At 42.0% G+C, this 17,413-nt stretch carries 16 protein-coding genes; 10 read left to right on the forward strand and 6 right to left on the reverse strand.

Annotation, left to right across the window (positions count from 1 at the left end; translation table 11 throughout):
• Positions 1-377: 377 nt before the first annotated feature.
• The 3 genes from IPM34_05185 to IPM34_05195 are packed head-to-tail and all read right to left on the reverse strand — an operon-like array spanning position 378 to position 2,359.
• Entirely contained in the window at positions 378-704 is a 327-nt protein-coding gene (locus tag IPM34_05185) for an iron-sulfur cluster assembly accessory protein (protein ID MBK8954936.1), read from the reverse strand.
• Positions 701-1,084: a Fe-S cluster assembly scaffold IscU gene (gene iscU, locus IPM34_05190; GenBank protein ID MBK8954937.1), complete on the reverse strand. Its 384-nt coding sequence runs from the start codon at positions 1,082-1,084 to the stop codon at positions 701-703. The genes IPM34_05185 and iscU overlap by 4 nt, the downstream gene beginning before the upstream one ends.
• A gap of 57 nt (positions 1,085-1,141) precedes the next feature.
• Positions 1,142-2,359: an IscS subfamily cysteine desulfurase gene (locus IPM34_05195; GenBank protein ID MBK8954938.1), complete on the reverse strand. Its 1,218-nt coding sequence runs from the start codon at positions 2,357-2,359 to the stop codon at positions 1,142-1,144.
• A gap of 273 nt (positions 2,360-2,632) precedes the next feature.
• Here IPM34_05195 and meaB point away from each other — a divergent pair, with 273 nt between their 5' ends.
• The 6 genes from meaB (at position 2,633) to IPM34_05225 (ending at position 11,286) form a co-directional block, all read left to right on the forward strand.
• The gene (meaB, locus tag IPM34_05200) at positions 2,633-3,625 is read left to right on the forward strand and encodes a methylmalonyl Co-A mutase-associated GTPase MeaB (protein ID MBK8954939.1); all 993 of its coding nucleotides are present in this window, start codon (positions 2,633-2,635) and stop codon (positions 3,623-3,625) included.
• Positions 3,626-3,630: 5 nt separating this feature from the next.
• Positions 3,631-5,343, forward strand: coding sequence for a M23 family metallopeptidase (locus tag IPM34_05205; GenBank protein ID MBK8954940.1), 1,713 nt, complete (start codon positions 3,631-3,633; stop codon positions 5,341-5,343).
• A 2-nt stretch (positions 5,344-5,345) separates the two neighbouring features.
• Positions 5,346-5,849: a peroxiredoxin gene (locus IPM34_05210; protein MBK8954941.1), complete on the forward strand. Its 504-nt coding sequence runs from the start codon at positions 5,346-5,348 to the stop codon at positions 5,847-5,849.
• A 362-nt stretch (positions 5,850-6,211) separates the two neighbouring features.
• Positions 6,212-6,586 (forward strand): DUF559 domain-containing protein, encoded by a 375-nt coding sequence (locus IPM34_05215; protein MBK8954942.1) that lies wholly within the window; start codon positions 6,212-6,214, stop codon positions 6,584-6,586.
• A 144-nt stretch (positions 6,587-6,730) separates the two neighbouring features.
• The gene (locus IPM34_05220; protein MBK8954943.1) at positions 6,731-7,030 is read left to right on the forward strand and encodes a hypothetical protein; all 300 of its coding nucleotides are present in this window, start codon (positions 6,731-6,733) and stop codon (positions 7,028-7,030) included.
• 320 nt (positions 7,031-7,350) lie between these two features.
• Complete coding sequence (locus IPM34_05225) at positions 7,351-11,286, forward strand: T9SS type A sorting domain-containing protein (GenBank protein ID MBK8954944.1); 3,936 nt, start codon at positions 7,351-7,353, stop codon at positions 11,284-11,286.
• Between the two features lie 162 nt (positions 11,287-11,448).
• Here the strand turns inward: IPM34_05225 and IPM34_05230 are convergent, their stop codons facing one another.
• Positions 11,449-11,640, reverse strand: a complete 192-nt coding sequence (locus IPM34_05230) for a hypothetical protein (GenBank protein ID MBK8954945.1) — start codon at positions 11,638-11,640, stop codon at positions 11,449-11,451.
• Positions 11,641-11,828: 188 nt separating this feature from the next.
• Here IPM34_05230 and IPM34_05235 point away from each other — a divergent pair, with 188 nt between their 5' ends.
• From IPM34_05235 to IPM34_05245, 3 genes are read left to right on the forward strand one after another with little or no spacing between them, the layout of a single operon-like run.
• Positions 11,829-12,191, forward strand: coding sequence for a DUF3127 domain-containing protein (locus IPM34_05235; GenBank protein ID MBK8954946.1), 363 nt, complete (start codon positions 11,829-11,831; stop codon positions 12,189-12,191).
• Positions 12,191-12,736 (forward strand): hypothetical protein, encoded by a 546-nt coding sequence (locus tag IPM34_05240; protein ID MBK8954947.1) that lies wholly within the window; start codon positions 12,191-12,193, stop codon positions 12,734-12,736. The genes IPM34_05235 and IPM34_05240 overlap by 1 nt, the downstream gene beginning before the upstream one ends.
• A gap of 25 nt (positions 12,737-12,761) precedes the next feature.
• A complete protein-coding gene (locus IPM34_05245) occupies positions 12,762-13,430 on the forward strand; it encodes a hypothetical protein (protein MBK8954948.1) in 669 nt (222 codons plus the stop codon).
• Between the two features lie 455 nt (positions 13,431-13,885).
• Here the strand turns inward: IPM34_05245 and IPM34_05250 are convergent, their stop codons facing one another.
• Both IPM34_05250 and IPM34_05255 read right to left on the reverse strand, forming a co-directional pair.
• Positions 13,886-14,251, reverse strand: coding sequence for a four helix bundle protein (locus IPM34_05250; GenBank protein MBK8954949.1), 366 nt, complete (start codon positions 14,249-14,251; stop codon positions 13,886-13,888).
• Positions 14,252-14,464: 213 nt separating this feature from the next.
• Positions 14,465-15,934: a proline--tRNA ligase gene (locus tag IPM34_05255; protein ID MBK8954950.1), complete on the reverse strand. Its 1,470-nt coding sequence runs from the start codon at positions 15,932-15,934 to the stop codon at positions 14,465-14,467.
• Positions 15,935-16,113: 179 nt separating this feature from the next.
• Between IPM34_05255 and IPM34_05260 the strand changes: the two genes are divergently transcribed.
• Positions 16,114-17,376, forward strand: a complete 1,263-nt coding sequence (locus IPM34_05260; protein MBK8954951.1) for a hypothetical protein — start codon at positions 16,114-16,116, stop codon at positions 17,374-17,376.
• The last annotated feature ends 37 nt before the right edge of the window (positions 17,377-17,413 follow it).

Raw genomic sequence — 17,413 nt, forward strand, 5'->3', positions numbered from 1 at the left:
GCGATAAGCAGAAAGCGCGGAGTGAGGGTATAGAAAATTGCGATTATATAAAGATTACAGGAACATTAATTTAACCAAATTCCAGCCCCGTAGGGGTGGCATATTAATAGGGAATGGAAATATCATTAAAATCCAGCCCAGTAGGGGTGACATATGAATAGAGAATTTCAAAAAATATATTTAATTTTAATTTAAAGGAACTTTTAGTTCTTAAATAAGATTTTCCTAAACGTCGAAACGTCGAAACGTCGAAACGTCGAAACGTCGAAACGTCGAAACGTCGAAACGTCGAAACGTCGAAACGTCGAAACGTCGAAACGTCGAACCGTCGAACCGTCGAACCGTCGAACCGTCGAATCGTCCAATACTTCTAATGCTTAAACTGCAAAGCTTTCGCCACAACCGCAGGTGCGGGAAGCGTTGGGATTGTTGAAATAAAATCCTTTGCCTTGAAGGCCGTCAGAAAACTCAAGGGTTGAATTGAATAAATAAAGAAATGATTTCAGGTCCGTAACTATTTTTTCGCCATTGTCTTCGAAAACCTGATCGTTGGTAAGAGTCTCATTGTCGAAATCCATTTTATAACTCAAGCCACTGCATCCACCGCTGGTAACGGATACGCGTATAAAATAACTTTCATCCAGTCCGGAAGTTTTCCGGATCTCTTCGATTTTTTGTTTTGCACTGGGTCCAACGAAGATCATGAATTTTTCTGCTTGTAATCTTTTATAGCACTCTTTATAGCGTCTTCGGCCAATACGCTGCAATGAATTTTAACCGGAGGTAATGCCAGCTCTTCAACGATATCCATGTTATCGATGCTCATGGCTTCATCGAGGCTTTTTCCTTTCAACCATTCTGTCGCTAAAGAAGAAGAAGCAATAGCAGAACCGCAACCAAATGTTTTAAATTTTGCTTCTTCGATAATCCCAGAATCGGGATTGACTTTGATTTGCAGACGCATGACATCACCGCACTCAGGTGCACCTACCAAACCAGTACCCACCGTGGGATCGTTTTTATCTAATGTGCCCACATTTTTGGGGTGTTTGAAGTGATCTAGAACTTTTTCTGAATAGGCCATATATATTGTGTTTAGACTGATAAAATTATAACTACCATACAAGGTCTGAAGTTCCCGTTAATGGGCCGACCATTCAATTTTGCTGAGATCAACCCCATCTTTGTACATTTCCCATATAGGAGACAATTCTCTCATGTGGTTGACACCTTTTGAAATGGCTTCGATAGCATAATCGACGTCTTCTTCCGTACTAAAACGACCCAGTGACAGTCTTAGCGATGAATGAGCCAGGTCATCTCCCAAACCCAAAGCAACCAGCACATAACTGGGTTCTAATGAAGCTGAAGTACAAGCAGAACCCGAAGATACTGCGATGTCCTGATTGAAAGTCATCATCAATCCCTCACCTTCCACATGTTTAAAGGACATATTGGTTACATGGGGCATGCGATGTTCGACATTGCCATTGATGTAAACTTCTTCCAGTTTTTTCAGTCCGGTTTCGAGCCGGTCTCTCAACTTACTCAGGCGTTGTGATTCAGTTGCCATTTCATTTTTCGCAATTTCGGCTGCCTTTCCAAAACCAACAATTCCGGGAACGTTCAGCGTACCAGAACGCATTCCTCTTTCGTGTCCACCTCCATCCATTTGGGCAGTTACTTTCACGCGAGGATTCTTGCGACTCACATACAGAGCCCCAACACCCTTGGGTCCATACATTTTATGTGCAGTAAATGCCATCAGATGAATTCCGTTTTCCCGAGGATAGGTTGGGATTTTTCCTACGGCTTGTGTGGCATCGCTCATGAGCAAAACACCTTTTCTTTCGCAGATAGCTCCTATTTCCTTCATCGGTTGGATGACTCCTGTCTCGTTGTTTGCCCACATGACAGAAACCAAGATCGTATCAGGCCTTATTGCCTCTTCCAATTTTTTTAGATCGAGAATTCCATCTTGTTCCACATCGAGAAAAGTAATTTCAGCACCTTTCTTTTCAAGTGCATGGCAGGTATCTAAAACAGCTTTGTGTTCTGTTTTGGTGGTCACGATGTGTTTGCCTTTGCGTCCATACATTTCGAAAACCCCCTTTATTGCCAGATTATCAGCTTCTGTTGCACCGCTGGTAAAAATGATCTCCTTTTCATCAGCTCCGATCAAATCAGCTATTCGTTGACGTCCGAGATCAACTGCGGCTTCTGCTTCCCAACCATAAGGATGGCTCCTGCTGGCGGCATTGCCGTGATGTTCAAAAAAATAAGGCAACATGGCTTCAACTACCCGGGGATCGCAGGGAGTGGTAGCGTTATTGTCCAAATAGACTTTGTGTAAAGGCATTAATAATTTGATTGATAGTGTGTTAAAAGAACACAAAAGTAACACGAATTGAACGGCTTTGTTGAACTAAGTAGTGAAGATTATTAAACAGTAATCGCGACATCTTGAATTTCAGATTTGGAAGGGACCGACAATACCTATGGAGAAACTAAGGGAAACTTTTTTTAAAGCTCGATTTAAGTATTTTAGAAATGGGAAAATTTGGTGTGAATTTCTATTTTTTATATATTTTTGTATTGAATTATAATTGATTATATATTAAATTTTATTGTATTGTTATCTACCAATCTTTTAAGTAGATGGATTCAGGAGATTCAGTCTGGCAACAGGCAAAGTCTGTCTAAAGCCATTACATTAATTGAAAGCCAAAAAGCCGAAGACCGCGTTGAAGCAGTACAGCTATTAAAGTTGCTTAAAGATGATGGAAATTCTCTCAGGGTTGGAATTACCGGTCCTCCCGGCGTTGGAAAAAGCAGTTTAATTGAAGCTTTGGGACAAATTATAGTTGCTCAAGGATACAAACTTGCCGTACTTAGCATCGATCCGAGTTCAAATTTGACAAAAGGAAGTCTTTTGGGAGATAAGACCAGAATGCAGGAATTGTCACAATCTTCAAATGCCTACATCCGCCCTAGCCCGACAGGGAGTCAGTGGGGGGGGATCTCGGGTCGGACCAGAGAATGCATACGGTTATGTGAAGCTGGAGGTTATGACTATATTTTTATCGAAACCACCGGTGTAGGGCAAACAGAATATCTGGTATCTACGATGGTCGATTTGACTTTATTGTTGCATTTACCGGGTTCGGGCGATGAACTGCAGGGAATTAAGAAAGGAATCATGGAATGGGCAGATATCCTTGTGGTTCACAAAGCGGATTTGCCTAAAGACCCTGGAGTGATCCATGCTATCAGAGATTTAACGGTCGCTATTCAACTATTGGAACCCAGACCAAGTGGATATCAAAGATTCGTAATCCCAGTAAGTTCGCAAGTCAAGATCGGACTGGATTTACTGTGGGACCAGATCCAATCTTTTCATAAACATATTAAAGAAAATGGTTATATGTTTAAGAATAGAAATGAGCAACTCACCACTTCTTTCAAGCAATTATTGCAACAGGAAACCTGGAATTCGATTGCAGCCCGTCAGGAAATCAGCAATTTTATGGCAGAGACGGAAAAAAAATTAAAATCCCTGATTTTAACACCGGAAGAAGCCGTAGAAGTCGCACGGGATTTTATTTTTGCAGTCCTTAAGAAGTAGCAGGTATGAAAAGAATCTTGTGGGTCATCCTCGGGGTCAGTTTTGCATTTACAATGGACGATCGGACCATCAGGGTTGTGCCCGGCTCAATTCAATTAGCGGCACCTGTTCGCAATGACGTATCAATATCCGGAAGTTTCGGGGAACTCAGACACAATCATTTTCATGCCGGAATTGACGTTCGTTCTTCCAGAGGTGTGGATGGTGACGATATTCTTGCTGTTGCAGATGGGTACATTTCGAAGATCATCATCGATGCAGAAGATTTAGGAAAAACATTATACATCAGTCACCCTCAGGGACTGGTTTCGGTGTATGCACATTTGAATAAATTCAGACCGGACCTCGAAAACATAATCAGGCAGGAGCAAATAAACCAGAAACAGTTTCAGGTGGAGATCACTTTTTCACCTGGTGAGTTTCCGGTTGAACAAGGTGAATTTGTTGCCTACATGGGCAACACAGGAGCCAGTCGGGGCAAACATTTGCATTTTGAATTGCGCGATGCAAGGGGTGAAGAGGTCTGGGATCCCTTGTTGTTTGGATTTCCGATTGAAGACAACAGACGTCCTCAAATCAGAAGGGTCAAAGTAACGGGATACGACCGCGAAGGGCATGAAGTTTATCAAAAGATTTTTCCCCGTTCCGTTTTGGAAAGAACTACGATTCCATTTCATGTGCCGGGTGAGTCGTTCAGCATTTCGGTAGATGCGATGGATTATACTGACCAGTCGCATTTTGTAACAGGAATCAAATCCCTGCAAATGGATGTGGATGGAGAAATGCATTACCAGTTTATTGCGGATAAATGGAAGAGGTCGGATACAAAATATATCAACGCACACATCGATCATGGAGGTGGAAAACACGGTAGAGGAAAATTTCACCGTTGTTATCTATTGCGTGGCAATTGTCTGGGCCTATACGATGCCAAAGCATGCCGAGGATTTATTCCTATGGTAGACAGTACTCCACACGATGTTAAACTTGAGGTTGCTGATGGCAGCGGAAATTCGAGTTTACTGGAATTTAAATTGCGAAAAGCAAACTATATACCCAAATTGCGCAAGTCAATTTACAAGGATACTATATTTTACGATCGCGAAAAAAATCTGTCAGGAGCCTATGCCTCTTTTAGTTTTCGCGAAGGATCCGTTTATGAAGATTTTCATTGCGAAGTAAAGGAAACCCCCCATTTGCATAAATACGCATTCAGTGGATTCGCAGGATTAGCTCCATATAACGGACTTTTGCATTTTCCCCTGGGAGTCCGTCTTAAACCGAATAAGAAGGTACCCGAAGAATTAAAATCCAAATGCGTCGTTGCATTAAAAATGGGCAAAGGATTTATGAATGTTGGTGGTGTGTGGGATGGGGAATTCCTCAAAGCTAACGCCCGTTCGTTAGGGCCGTTTACAATCATGTTAGACACCGTTGCACCCAAACTCAGTGTATTGGCACCTAAAAAGAAAAGCCACAAATGGACTGCACTGAAATTTCGCATTTCAGATAATTTCACAACGAGCAAGGAGATGCCCGATCTGGCTTATGAAGCTTACATTGATGACCAGTGGGTGATCATGGAATACGATAAAAAATCTGCGTTACTTATTCATCGTTTTGAACCCTGGCTGAGCAAAGGAAAACATCGCTACAAGGTGTTGGTCCGCGACCAGGTTGGCAATGAGAGAGTCTACAACGGTTCTTTTGTTTTGTAAGCATGTTGAAACAAAATAAAAAAGAAGAATACCCACCTCCAATCAGAGTTCAGGTTGGCGATTTGTTTCCAGTTTCAGAATTACTTATTCAGGATGGGACCTATTTGAAATTAAAAACACTGAAATCACACTGGATCGCCTTATTTTTTTATCCGGAGGACGATTCGCCTACATGCACCAAACAGGCCTGCAATCTCAGGGATTCTTATGAAATGCTGGCGAAAAAAAACATTTACACACTTGGAGTAAGTCCGGATGACGAAAAAAAACATAAGCGATTTATTGAAAAATATCAGCTTCCTTTTCCACTTGTCGTTGACCAGGATCATGCACTTGCAAAGAGATTGGGAATTTTCGGTTTGAAGAAATTTATGGGTCGTGTTTATGAAGGAATTCACCGAACGACCATTATTCTGAATAAAGATTTGAAAATTCATGCGATCATTTATCCGGTGGTATCTGGTAAACATGGGGAGCAGATTATGAATGTATTGCATCACGAGTAGGATAATTCACCTCACCCCTAACCCCTCTCCATTATGGAGAGGGGAATAAAAAAAAGTATTTCGGGAAACGGGGGATGAGGAGAACTTCACCCCTAACCCCTCTCCATTATGGAGAGGGAAATAAAAAAAAGTATTTCGGGAAACGGGGGATGAGGAGAACTTCACCCCTAACCCCTCTCCATTATGGAGAGGGGAATAAAAAAAAGTATTTCGGGAAACGGGAACGCTCCCTTCTCCACGGACGTGGAGAAGGGCAGGGGATGGCTTATTTAATAAGTAAAAGTTAGAGCCTAATAAAAACCAGTAGTGTATAAATAATTTACAAAAATTTTGAAGTATGACTGGAATACATTTACGTTGCTATGAGTATTACAGAGTTAAGCAGAAGATTGAGGCGAAATCAGACAACAGCTGAGAAAATCGTATGGGAAAAAGTCAGAGATAGGAGGTTTATGAATTTGAAATTTCGAAGACAGGTTGCCTTTCAAATCGATTTGTTATCGTCCCGTAAAACTAGATTTATTGTAGATTTTTATTGCTGTAGCTTAAAATTGGCAATAGAGATTGATGGAGGAATTCATGCCTTCCAAAAAGCATACGATTTATACAGAGATTCCGTATTTGAGAGTTTTGGTGTTCGTGTATTAAGATTCACAAACGAAGAAATAATTAAAGATGGAGGGAGTTTTGAGAGGAGGGTGTTTGAGGTTCTAAAGAAGAGTTTGCCTCACCCCTAACCCCTCTCCATTTTGGAGAGGGGAAATAAAAAAAAGTATTTCGGGAAACGGGATCGCTCCCTTCTCCACGGGCGTAAGGAAGGGCAGGGGATGAGGCGAATCATTGCCTCAAAATGCCTAACTTTACACCACAACTTTATGATCATGAAGCAAAAAATATCTATTTTATTCTTTTTGATGGCAATAGCAGCAGTTTCTGCTTTATTTATGCAATGCAAACCTAAAGCTGAAGAACCAGCGCCGGCTAAAATGGAAAAGGTGGACACCAGTGGTCCCGAATACACAAGTAAATACATTTGTCCGATGTTTTGCAAAGGGAGCGGATCAGACCAACCAGGGGTATGCCCGGTCTGTGGTATGGACTACGTTTTGAATGAAAATCTGGACGAGCCCGATGAGCAGGAGCACAATCACGATCATTCTGACAGCACGCACAGTCATTGAAATTTCACTTTATCAAGATGTTATATATATAAAATAAAAATATATTAAAATTTTATATATATAATTTGAATATATATAATAGTCCTATATATATTTGCATCATATATAAGTATTTCTTATATATATATCAACCACCTACCTGAAGAAGCTCCGGTCCCGGAGTGGGTTTAAGTATACCCTTTTAATAGTCCTTCCAGGAAACAACCGTCGTGCGGATTTCTGAAGCTTTCGCATTCCGGAAAATTTTAACTGTAATTGATTAGGCCCCATGGAATTTTTATTAAAAATTCCAGACAGGCTCACACTTAAACCTAAAAGCAATGCAACCGAAAACAGTAGCTGGTTTCGGAGTAAGAAAACTACGCCCCTCGGGGTACTCTTCCTCCATTCTTCCGGGAAAGGCCATCTGTCTTTTCCTGTTCCTAACATTTGTTAGTTTGGATTCTGCTCTGGCACAATGCCAACTGGCCTGCAGAGGAAAGGTAAATGTTTCTCTTGGAGACTCCTGCCGTGCCGAAATTTTTCCCGAAATGTTGCTTACCGGTAGTCCGAGTGATTGCCCAGGTGCAAAATTCAGAGTCGATGTACTGGATCATTACATGAAAAAATTGCCAAGCAGTCCTTATGCAACAGGAGACTATATGCAAAAGGAAATTATTGGAATGGTGTATGATTCTGTGAGTAAAAATGCTTGCTGGAGCAAACTTTATATTGAAGACAAGTTTGGTCCTGTTATCGTTTGCAGAGAAGATACGATTTATTGCAACGATACGATGGCATTGAGTACTCCGGTATTTTACGATAATTGCGATCCCAACCCAACAATAACTTTCTTAGGGGAGCATATCGATCATTACAATTGCGATTCACATTTTATAAAAAAGGTTTACAGATACTGGCAGGGCCGCGACAATCTGGGAAATCTGGGCAAAATATGTACAACCATGTTTTGGATGAAGAGGATTCCCATTGATTCTATTGAATATCCTAAGAATTTTGTGAAGGCCAACGATTGTCATCTGGAATGCAATTCCGGTTTTCTCACAGATGCCAATGGCAACCCGCATCCTTATGTAACCGGCGTGCCCCGTGTCGATAGTTTGTCGTTGTGGCCATCCTATTTGTTTTATTGCAACTTGTCTACGAATTACGAAGACATGGTGGTTGTAGATTTGCCCTGCAAAAAGAAAATTATCCGGTTGTGGAAAGTTGTCGAATGGTGGTGCAACACCGCCGTGATCAGGACGCATCCGCAGACGATTGAAATCTTAGATACCAAAGCCCCGCATTTGCATTGTCCCTATGATTTCACAGTGACAACTTCGGGTGGCTACCAGTGCGAAGCAAACGTATGGATGCCTGAGATCGAAGTACAGGATGATTGTCAGGATAGCATTTTTGTCGATATTGATTATCCCGGTGGAATTTTAAAGAATTCCAATGGTGGTTACATAAAATTAAAACCCGGACTAAACGATGTCGTTTATATAGCCCGGGACAATTGCTACAATGCAGATACCTGCCATGTTCATATTGAGGTCTTTGATAGAACGCCTCCGGTTGCGGTATGTCAGCAAAATACTGTGGTCACATTGACGAGGGATGACTTGGTGCAAATTCCAGCTCATGTTTTTGATGATGGATCTTATGACGATTGTCATATCGATAGTTTCCTGGTGAGGCGTATGGACGATGGAGAACCCTGCAATATAAGAGATACATTCTTCAGACCCTATGTAGAATTTTGCTGTGAAGATGCCGGAAAGGAAGTCATGGTGATTTTCAGAGTCGTCGACAAACACGGCAATGTAAACGATTGTATGGTCAACGTGGAAGTGCAGGATAAAACCCCACCTGTGATCAACTGTCCGCATGATTACCGCATCACTTGTTCGAAACACAACGACACGATCGATTTAAAACATCGTTTTGGTGTTGCTGATTATTATGATAATTGTGTTGTCCACATGCACGAATATGTGGATTCCTTTTTGAATCAATGCGGATTGGGTTATATCGAAAGAGTCTTTGTCGTGCGCGACAACATGAACCGTTATGATTCCTGTCGTCAACGCATTGATATTTATGACTACGATCCATTCGATTCGACCGACATTGTCTGGCCATTGGATTTTGAAATCAACTCCTGTGGTGCAGAAGTCGATCCTGCCAATCTGCCGGTAGAATACGGGTATCCGAGATTTGCAGATAACGAGTGTTCGTTGATCGGCGTTAGTTTTGAAGATCATCAGTTTAATTATGTACAGGATACGGCTCTGTGTTATAAGATTTTGCGGAAATGGAAAGTCATTGACTGGTGTCAATGTTATTACGATTCACAATCCGGGCAAACCGTTTGTCCGAGCTGGCATCACGAACAGGTGATCAAAGTTCACAACAGGCTTCCTCCTAAAATTCAGGACGACTGCGAACCAGTCCGTTTATGCATCAGTGACCAGGAATGTTTGAAAGAACTGGTAGATCTGACCCATGAAGCCGTGGATGATTGCACTCCAAATGATCTTTTACGCAGTTCATTTAAAATCGATTTGCACAATGATGGTTATTTCGATAGTGTCTATACACAATTGGGCAACAGGATTCGCTTTCATGGTGAATTGCCCATTGGACATCACAGATTTCTGTGGATCTGGGAAGACCAATGCGGTAATCCGATTGTTTGTACACAATTTGTAGATATCCTCAATTGCAAAGCCCCTACAGCTTATTGTTTAAGCGGCATCAGCGTCAACATCATGGCGGTGGATACAAATGGCGATGGCAGGCTTGAAAAGTTCATCGACATCTGGGCAGCTGACGTCGACAAAGGAAGTTATCAGTTTTGTGGCAATCCGGTGACGTTATCGTTTAGCAGAGATACATTCGACAGGTATATTCGTTACGGATGTGATAGTCTGGGCATGCATCGCGTGGCCTTGTGGGTAACCGATCAGTTGACAGGTTTGCAGGATCATTGTTTTACGACGATCACGATACAGGACAACAACAACATTTGTAATACTGGAAATTTTACAGCGGATGTTGGTGGCTTGCTGATTACTCCGTACGATCAGCCTGTCGGAAATGTACGCATGAAACTGCAGTCTCCTGCAGGAACCGTAATCAGGGATTTTAATCAGGGTAAATTTTTATTTGAGAATCTGCCTGTCGGCGACTGGTATAAAATTTCTCCTGTGATGGATCTCGAATATCTCGAAGGAGTTACAACTCTTGATATCGTAAAAATTCAAAGGCATATTCTCGGACTCGAATCTTTTGATTCGCCCTGGCATTATCTGGCTGCGGATGTTACGGGAGATAAAAGAGTTACGTCTGCAGATATAGCGGCCATTCGAAAATTGGTTTTGGGTATCGATGCGAGGTATAAGAATAATCTGAGCTGGAAATTTATCGAAGCCAATTACAAATTTCCGGTTTCGGATGATCCCTGGTACGAGCCATTTTCAGAGGAGTATACGGTCTCCGGACTGGCGGGAGACATGATGTATATGGATTTCCGCGGTGTAAAAGTGGGCGATGTCAGCCAGACGACCTGGAATGGATTTCACAGTATTGAAACCCGGTCGAAGCTTGTTTTGGAATGTACAAAGGAAAGGATATCCGGCGAAAACAGGGTTGCCATTGTTGCTGAATCCGATATGAACATCAGAGGTATGCAATTCAGTCTCCGTTTTCTGAAAAATGGTTCTTCCTTGAACGGACTTTCTGGAGGAGTGTTGCCCATTGGACAGGAGCAGCTGGGTTGGAAATACGAAAGTAATGGCTATTTATTGGTTTCCTGGAATGGCGAATCGGATGTACGGATCAACAAAGGAGATGTGTTGTTTTATCTCGAATACGAACAACCGTTAGCAGCTGGAGACATCGATGCGATTGATATCAATTCGGATATTATTTCGGCAGAATTGTACAACGAACATTCAGAGATTGTTTCCTGGAGAATCAGGGAGGGAAGAGATCAAACTACCAAAACTTTCGAATGCGGTGAGCCCATTCCCAATCCGTTTTCACAGGAGACCAGATTGCAATTTTTTCTGGGCAAACCCATGGAGATACAGTACAGCATTACAGACATGAATGGAAGTGTGATTTATAAAAATAAAGAAAACTACCGAGGAGGACAAAATGCATTGACGATACAGAGGTCGTTATTGTCCGGACCTGGAGTATATTTCTTAAAGTTGGAAGCTGGAGAATACACTAAAAGTATGAAACTCGTGATGATTGGAAATTAAGGCTTCAGGTTTAACTATCATATTACAGTAATCCTCCCCGTAAGCTACCGGGGGGGATTTTTTGTTTCTCACCCCCGACCCTTCTCCGGGCCGGAAAAATCTTATCGATCTGGAGAGTGTAGACCCTCATCCGTAGCTCCTTTCCGATGCTGAGAGGGGGTATTAAGCAGTTTCCTTTGAAATTAGTATGTTGATCTTTTTGCGGAGGTAAATGATGTATCCCAGCATAAGTAAAAAGACAATGGGTTCGATGATGCAGAAGATCCAGATGTTGATTTCTTCGTAAGTCATTCCCAGGGCAGCTGCCCAGTTTTCGAGGAGTTCGACGCACCAGTTGAATAGTTCATTGATCATTTTTTATTGCTTATGTATAAAAAAATGTATGGTTAAATTTATAATTCCAGATGAAAACATACTCCAAATTTAAAAATTGAAGTCAATAAGAAATCACCCACTTTCAATAATTTATCCCAGGTTTTCATAGTTTTTGTAATTACGAATGTATTTTATAGACTACTTTTGAAGTCAAATTTAAGACTATTATGAGCTACCAAATCAATGGTAAACTGGTTAAAAAAATGGAAATCGAAAGCAAAACGGCCAGCTTTCAAACACGGGAATTTGTCATCGTCACACAAGAACAATATCCTCAGTACGTAAAGTTTCAATTGGTGCAGGACCGCTGTGGAATCATCGATAAGATTAATGAAAATGACGAACTGACCGTTCATTTTGATTTGAGGGGACGCGAGTGGCAGGGTAAATATTTTACCAATCTGCAGGCATGGAAGGTAGAAGCAGGATCAGGCGGATCAGAACCTGCAGGACAAGATCTGGTAGCCGATAAAGAATCTCCCGATCCCTTTGCTTCGGGAGAAACCAATTACGACGACCTTCCGTTCTGATGCGGTGGATGCTCTTCATCGGACTCTTCATTTTAAATGACCTTCACAGTCAAAGCATACAATATTTCCAGACCGCTAATCCAGGTGATTTCCGTTCATGGGTCTTTCTGGACAGGGATGAATCTTTTCTGGGAAACTTAAATGCCCGTTGGCCATTTGAACGACGGCTCGACGAATGGGATCTGAGAATTGGGGAATGGTCGGGGAGTGTTAAGTTGAGGTGGAGCAACCGTCCCGACGAGTGGGAAATCCGGCTTCATAATGAGTTTCTTACAGCTCAGCCTACATGGAACAAACAGTTTGATTCCTGGAGGCTGCAGTACGGTGACAAGACCTACAGTTTTACCCTGGACCCCGATCCCGATGGACAACTCTGGCGACTCCAAATGGGTGACCATGAATTGCTGTTGATTTACAATACTTATTTGTACGACTATCTGGACTGGACACTGGATTATGCATCAGATGTGGATGAGCTGGTGCTGGTGACTACAGCCTGCTTCATCGCGGCGTATTATGGAAACTATCAATACCTTAAGCGCTAGACATTTCATCAAATCAAACAAGCGTATGCCACTGATTTATGTCCTGCACTTTTTGTTGTCCGGAAAAATTCCGTGGATCAGTTTGTGCTTGCTTCTTACTTTCATAAATATTAAATCTCAAACCATGTTATCGGGAACTTATGCATTGCGGGGCGTACACGATATGGCAGCTGCATTTCGCTTTCAGGAGGATGGAAGTTTTGAATTCCGTTATGCCTACGGTGCTTCGGATCGCTATGCCCAGGGGACATACGAAATATCCGGAGATACCATTCACCTGAAAAGCAACAAAAAGGCCGGAGAAGATTTTACGGTCACATCACAAACTAACGATTGTTCACATTACGAAATTAAAGTCAACCATCCCGATCATTTTTTTAGATCCTACGTAGAAGCCATTGGATTTATCGGACAAACGCCAATTGAAGCCAAAGCTGATTCGGAAGGCATCATCCGGTTTGAAGAAACAAAATTGGACAAGGTTTATGTACACCATGCCATTTATCCCGATGTGCCCACTTTGATCAAAGATGAACAAAATGGCAATCATCGTTTCGTGGTGGAACTTAAACCTTCGCTGGAGGCTGTTAGTTTCAAGGGCATTGATTTTTTTATCAAGGAAGATTACATCACTTGTCATCCGAATTATTTTTTGCCGATTAATGATATTCGATATTATAAGGAGGGGGAATAGGGGGGAGGCAAGGAGGCTTGTAGGCTTGTAGGGATGTAGGCTTGTAGGGATGTAGGGCTTGTAGGGATGTAGGCTTGTAGGGATGTAGGCTTGTAGGCTTTTAGGCTTGTAGGCTTGTAGGGCTTTTAGGGATGTAGGCTTTTAGGGATGTAGGCTTGTAGGCTTGTAGGGATGTAGGCTTGTAGGCTTGTAAGGCTTTTAGGGATGTAGGCTTTTAGGCTTTTAGGGATGAAGGGCTTGCAGGGATTTAGGCTTGTAGGGATGTAGGCTTGTAGGGCTTGTAGGCTTGTAGGCTTATAGGCTTGTAGGGATGTAGGGCTTGTAGGGCTTTTAGGCTTGTAGGGATGTAGGCTTTTAGGGATGTAGGCTTTTAGGCGTGGAGGCGTGTAGGCGTGTAGGCTTGTAGGGTTGTGGGCTTTTAGGCATGAAGGCGTGTAGGCTTGGAGGACTTGGAATTAATATTTCAAATCATTTTTTTGAAATTTGTAATAGGATGCCAGTACTTTTTCAGCTTCTGTCATTTTTTTGTCAATTAGATCATAAGTTTCTAAATCTAAATAACCCAATCGTAGAGATACATTTAGTTGATAATGTGATTCCTTAAGGGAGGCATAGGCTATTTCCAAAAATCTAATCAACTCTTTTTTGCTTTGTCGAAAGCATCCTTCTACTATATTGGAGGCGACTGAAATCATTGCCCTCCTGATTTGTTGTGCAAGTCCAAATTTTTCTTCGACAGGAAACTTTTTTGTGACCTGATATACAAAAACAACAAGCTCATCTACCAATAAAAATGCTTTGATTTTTGTGTAATCTCTCATAGTATAATATTGAATTTATTAATAAAACAATATTAAATGCTATAAAAATATTCTAATCATGAATTACCTAAATTAAATGACCGTATTTATTCTATGCCCGAATTCCTTGATTAAAGGACAATAAAACTTATAATCGAGAGCCTCCACGCCTCCTGGCCTCCATGCCTCCATGCCTCCACGCCTCCACGCCTCCATGGCTCCAAGCCTTCCTCCCTAATACGCTTTCGCAAACAAAACTCTTCTCTGCGATGGTTGACCAGAATAAATACATTTGCCTTCCTCTTCCTGCGCGTCCAATGGAATGCACCGAATGGTGGCTTTGGTCAGTTCTTTTATTTTTTCTTCTGTTTCGGAAGTTCCATCCCAATGTGCATAGATGAAACCCGGTTTTTCTTCAAGTGTTTTTACAAAATCATCCCAGGTATCTAACGAACAACTGTTAGAATGGCGAAAATCAAACGCTCTGGTGTATAGATTTTGCTGAATTTCTGCAAGCAATTGTTCGATGTAGTTCGCCGCACCTGAAACCGGAACAGAAGATTTTTCTTTTGTATCTCTTCTGGCAATTTCATAGACGCCTTGTTCGAGATCGCGTGCACCAATGCCTACGCGAACCGGAGTACCTTTCAATTCGTGTTCCGCAAATTTGAAGCCAGGACGGTTTTTTTCGTCTTTGTCGTAGTTGCAGCGAATTCCTCTTGCTTTGAGTTCAGACATGAGCTTATTGGCCGCCTGCTCTAATTCCGGTGAAGGTTTCGGTATAGGAACAATAACCACTTGCACGGGAGCAAGTCTGGGTGGAAGAATCAGTCCATCATCGTCTGAATGAGCCATAACCAGAGCTCCGATCAAGCGCGTACTGACTCCCCAGGAAGTGGCCCATACATATTCTTCTTTGTTTTGATCGGTGAGGTATTTGACTTCAAAGGCTTTTGCAAAATTTTGTCCAAGAAAATGCGAAGTACCTGCCTGTAAGGCCTTTCCATCCTGCATCATGGCCTCAATGGTATACGTCTCTTCTGCTCCGGCAAAACGTTCGTTCGCTGTTTTGTACCCTTTTACAACGGGTATAGCCATGTATTCTTCGGCAAATTTTGCATATACTTCATGCATTTGTTCTGCTTCAGCAATGGCTTCAGCTGCTGTGGCATGAGCCGTATGACCTTCCTGCCAAAGGAATTCGGTTGTTCGCAAAAACGGACGCGTACGCATTTCCCAGCGAACTACATTGGCCCATTGATTAATGAGGATGGGCAGGTCCCGGTAAGACTGAATCCAGTCCCTGTAAGTATTCCAGATCACGGCTTCAGAGGTAGGCCGCACCACCAGCTCTTCTTCCAGTTTAGCTTCCGGGTCGACCATGAGTTTCCCTTTTTGCTTCGGATCATTTTTTAGCCGGTAATGCGTTACGACCGCACATTCTTTGGCAAAACCTTCCGCATTTTTCTCTTCGGCTTCAAACAAACTTTTCGGAACAAACAATGGAAAATAGGCATTGACATGACCTGTTTCCTTAAACATACCGTCGAGAACGTTTCGCATGTTTTCCCAAAGCGCATAGCCCAGAGGTTTGATCACCATGCAGCCTCTGACTGCACTTTGATCGGCCAGTCCTGAGCGGTAAACGATGTCATTGTACCATTGGGAGTAATCTTCTGAACGCGATGTAATCACTTTTGCCATAAGATGATATTAAACTTTGTAGCTGATTTTCAATCAAATAATCGATGGAACGCTGGTTGTTAATGAAGTTTAACGTATTCCAGTTAAATATTAATTGGAATTTAACCAAGCTGAACCGCAAAAGTAATAAATTAGCTATTGATAAGTGTTTTTCATTCAAACACTTCAAATTCAGGACTATGAAAAATAACACAAATAATCTTTTTATTGCGATTTTCCTGGCTTTCATTTCCCAGGGAATCCAGGCACAATTTGACGACATTTATTACGATCCCGACAAGGACGATGAGCATGTTGAACAGCGGTATTACTCATCAGATCAAAACGGTACTGATGACAGATATCAATCGAAGGATGAACGTTATTATGATCCCAATGAATCTTATGACGACGAATATGGAGAGTGGGAAGATCAGGATTACTATTACACGTCGAGGATAAAAAGATTCCACAGACCTGTTTATGGATTTAATTATTACGATCCATTTTACACACATTCATATTTCTACGATCCTTTTGATTTTGACCCCTGGTATTACGACCGGGATATTTATTCAAGTTCCTGGCGATTTAGTTTTTACACGGGTCCCATTCTGTGGACAAATTACTACCGATACCGGCCATTCTGGTCGCACTGGGATGCGTGTTATGGCTGGAACAGTTTTGGTTGGAATTCCTATGGTGGTTATGGTGGTTGGAATAATTGGTATTGGGGAATTCCATATTATCACCACCGCGATCATTATTATTACGGAAATAACACCCATCACAACGATCACGGTTCTAAATATGGCTATCATTATGGCAGCAGACGATTTGGAACCACTAACACTTCCAAAAGAGGACCGGTTCGGTTGACCAACCCTTCTCCAAGAGTGATCACGGAATCTGCAGGGGTAAATGCCGATCCGGGAAGAACAACCGCTTCACCCAGAAGGATTATCAGAAGCGCAGATGGAGATTCACCTCGGGAGCAAGTTCAAAATGGAAGATTATACAACGACAGAACACCTGAACGCAGTCAAAATCCCGGCAGAACTTTGGAAAGTGAAAAACCCGGATTTGAAAAAACAGATCGTGCAAATGATCGCGTTTATGACAGAAATCCGAACAGGGAAATGGGAGGATCGGAAAAATACAGAGACGAACGAAATTCCGACAGATCTAAATTCAGGCCACATCGCACAGAGCGGCCACGAACTTCCGAGGGGTATAGAAATTACAGTCCATCGGATTCGGAAAGAAGATCATATAAAGAACGGTCGTCTCAACCAGATTTGAAAATGCCGAGGCAGAAAGAAAAACCGGATCATTCCAATTTTGGAGGCGCAATCATGGATGCCATTGGTAGTGGTGGGTCCAAAGGAAAATCCAATTCATCATCCGGAAATAGTTCAGGCAAATCAGGAAAATCTGAAGGATCGAGAAAAGGTCCAAGGTAACATTATAAGTTCATTCAGATTTCTATTCTAAACAACA

Source organism: Saprospiraceae bacterium (genome assembly GCA_016716185.1).
GTDB lineage: Bacteria > Bacteroidota > Bacteroidia > Chitinophagales > Saprospiraceae > Vicinibacter.